This window comes from Microcoleus sp. B3-A4 (assembly GCF_036705385.1).
In the GTDB taxonomy this organism is placed as follows: Bacteria; Cyanobacteriota; Cyanobacteriia; order Cyanobacteriales; family Microcoleaceae; genus Microcoleus.
On sequence record NZ_JAUBUI010000152.1, the window covers coordinates 2,026 to 5,444 of the forward strand.

General features: G+C 47.5%; 2 protein-coding genes. Both read right to left on the reverse strand.

Annotated features, from left to right (window positions below; genetic code table 11):
* A partial coding sequence (locus QUB33_RS28495; protein WP_333357696.1) for an esterase-like activity of phytase family protein occupies window positions 1-2,507 on the reverse strand: 2,507 nt, incomplete at its 3' end.
* Between the two features lie 202 nt (window positions 2,508-2,709).
* Window positions 2,710-2,862 carry a LuxR C-terminal-related transcriptional regulator gene (locus tag QUB33_RS28500; RefSeq protein WP_333357701.1) on the reverse strand — a complete coding sequence of 51 codons (153 nt, stop codon included), beginning with the start codon at window positions 2,860-2,862 and terminating at the stop codon, window positions 2,710-2,712.
* Window positions 2,863-3,419 lie beyond the last annotated feature (557 nt).

A 3,419-nucleotide genomic window follows, 5' to 3' on the forward strand; every position in this document is an offset into this window, starting at 1 on the left:
GTATCAGTCCCTACAAAGCCAGCTTGAGGAGTATAAGTGAAGTCACCGAGGGGATTAAACGCGATCGTACCGTTGCTTGGGCCTGTAACTACGACGGGAACCAACCGATCTAAGTCGATGTCGGAGTCGTTGCCTAAAACTCCTGGAACTGCTACGCGGAGCACTTTGTCGTGCAAGACGCTGTAGGTGTCGGGATTTACTGTTGGCAGACTGTTGGTAACGTTGATACTCACCGTAGCCGGGACAGTCGCAGCCCCGTCGCTAACGCTGTAGGTGAAGGTATCAGTCCCTACAAAGCCAGCTTGAGGAGTATAAGTGAAGTCACCGAGGGGATTAAACGCGATCGTACCGTTGCTCGGGCCTGTAACTAAAGTCGCACTCAGCGTATCGAAGTCGCTGTCGGTGTCATTGCTTAAGACTCCTGGATATGGGCTGAGCACTTTATCGTGCTGGACGCTGTAGGTGTCGGGATTTGCTGTGGGCGCGTCGTTGACAGAATTAACGGTAATTGTTGCTGTCTCGCTGGCTGTACTGAAAGCTGCTAACCCCCCGATACTGCTGGCAGTCGAAATATCAGCCGTCCCGCCGTTCGTGAGGGGAGTACCGCTAGAGTTAGTTGTCGTTCCATCCCATGACTGATATGTGATATTGGCACTGCCGTTGTAGTCAGTCTTGGGAACAAAGCGGATTCTGGCATTGCCTGCTAGCAGTCTCGCTGCTGCTGTTGATGCTGCTGTTGACGGTGTGACGAATGCCGTCCAAGTCGAACCGCTATCAGTTAAATATTCCCAACTGCCGTTAGTATTGTCTGCCCCCGTGACTGCAATTCCTTGAGTGTCGGCGGTGTCGGGATCTGTAACTGCACCTGCAATTAAAGTAGAAACTAAGGTGCCGGTGTTGCTAGCAGAAGGTACATCTTCGTTAATTGCTGTTAGTACCGGGGAACCGCTGTTGTTGAGTATAGGTGCGTTGTTGACTGCAAAGGCTGCGAATGCGGTGGGAAGGAAAGAATTAAAATTGTTGTCGCTGACAAGAATAAGCGATCGTTTCCCCGTTGCCGTTTGAGAAGGCCCAAATGTCATCCCTTCAAAATTGTTTACCGGAAAGCCTGAAGTGTTTGGGAAATCAGCAATCTGAGTTTTCGATACCGGTGTAATGCCAGCAACACCAGAAGCAATCAAGCCTGTATTGTTTTGAATGTCAGTCGCACCGGTTAAAGAAATTTGATAAAGCTTCAAATCGCCTGACGGCGGAGTTGTCGATAAGTCAAGAAAACGTTCGAGAACCAGCAGCGTATTATCATCAACGGCCAGCATTTCCGAAATGCCGTTGCGCGGATCGGTGTTGTAAAGAAATTCCCCGTTTGCGGTGTTTGTGCTTAAGTCATATCTTAAAATTCGCGATCGCGTCCCAGCCGTTGTACTTGAAGCAGGGCCGTCTTGTTCGAGAGCATTTTCTGTTGCTGTAAACAGAAAACTTGCACTGGGAGTAATGGTCAGACTTTCAAAAGCTTGATTGTTGCGGATGCCACTGGTAGTATCTGCTGATGATACGTCGTATTTGGGAGAAGGAATAGTCAATGCTAGGTTTTGATTTCCTGCTGCAATGTTGAATCTATTGATAAAAGGTTGGGTATTTGTCGAGAAATTTCCTTCAGAAGAGACGAAGACATTGCCACCGATGAAGCCAATGCCCTCTGTATCCGATGTATCTGCAGCAAAGGGAGGCGGATTGCCAATCTGTCTCACCCCTGTAAAAACCACTCCTCCTGTTGCCAAGCTACCCGAACTCACATTAGGTATAGTGAGGGTGTAAAAGCGAGACGGACCGAGACTGCTACCACTATTGCGGCCGTCGGAGATAGCGTAGTAAGTGTTGGTACCCGCGTCGTAGGTAAGGCCAGACAGTCCACCTACCCGGGTTGTTGGTGTTCCAAAATTTGTATTTCCCGGAATTTGTGCTTGTCCCAAAAGTTGTAGGCCAAACACAAATTGATAAGCGGCCATTGTGGCTGGCTCGATCGCCAACCCAGAGGACATCGCTCCCGTTGTATAATCTAGTTCCCAGTCTCCCCCCATAGCCGAACTGCCGATCGGCGATCTAGAAGCAGCAATTTTTGCCTTAGTTAGCTGACTCAGTTGCTGCACAAAGTTAGCGCCCTTTTCGCCCGCCGCTACATCGCACCCGTACAGCCAAATCTCTCCACTGTCTGCCAGCGATCGCGACCAACGCTGCAATTGGCTAGCATAAGTTTTTAAATTTGTCAAGTTTAGATCGATCGCGCCTAGCAGCAAACTCGCGGAGCGACCGTGGGAGATGATATGAATGCTTTTGATATTGCTGCGATTCGCTAGCGCCTCCGTAATTTGTTCTACTCCATCCCGCGCCGCATCAAGGATAATTACTTCTGTCCCCGCTGCGATGCCGTTGCGGAGAGTTTGGCTGTCGGGAAGGGCAGAGTCGAGAAAGGCGATCGAACTAAAAACTGAACTGATAAAATTGGGCATAATACACCTTTGGTTAGATGACGGTAAGAAAATTAAGGCGTATCGAGCTTAGCAAATTTAAAGATTAAATGTCATCAGTAAAATTAACAATCAAGACGAATACTAATTTTCCATGAACCTGCAACAGAGGCATCTTAATAGGGGCGGGTTTAGCCAAGAATTCCTTTAAAAAACCGATAATTCCGGTACAACACCCGCCGTATCAAGGTTTGAGCGCCAAAAGTTTTTCAGCAACCAATCCTTTCTGAATTGCGAGTACAGCAGCTTGAGTGCGATCGCGCACTTCTAACTTTTGCAAAATTGCGTGTACATGAACCCGCACCGTACCCGGAGGAATGTACAATATTTGTGTCATTTCCTGATTGCTTTTCCTCCGCAAATAAAGCCAAGATTTCCTGTTATGTTTGGTCAGGGGATTTTCCAAAACTTATGATTTTGACCCAACTTTCACAGGTTCAGGATTAGTAAAAACCGCATGGTTTTCCGCATTTGCTGCCTTATAACACCACGAAGAACGCCCTGGTAACGATCGAATTACCCAAATAAAGTTTCCGCCACAACTGCCTTGAGGCAATCTCCCTGAGATGCCCTTGAAATCAACCTTTTAACTTTCAACCTTTCAACTATTAACTATTTTGGGGTACTTGTAAATATATCTGACCCCCCAAAATAGACAATTTTATGTTTAATATAGGTCGCTTTGAATCTAGTTAGGGCTTGCTGAATATATCGATCGCACTAGACGTAGCGTGGGTTTTGATCGCGCGATCGAGAATAAAGTCGCCGTGATAAACAGGTAAAATAGGTCAAAACCCGTGCATCACCACCTGCGATTGTGTACAAAAAAGCTGAGCTTGCTACTCCCTCACCTTCCGACTTTGAACTCCCCTCATGTGGAAAACTGTCACTCCT

Excerpts from the sequence above, each read along its gene's own strand:
- QUB33_RS28500 (WP_333357701.1), bottom strand. The coding sequence starts at position 2,862 with ATGACACAAATATTGTACATTCCTCCGGGTACGGTGCGGGTTCATGTA.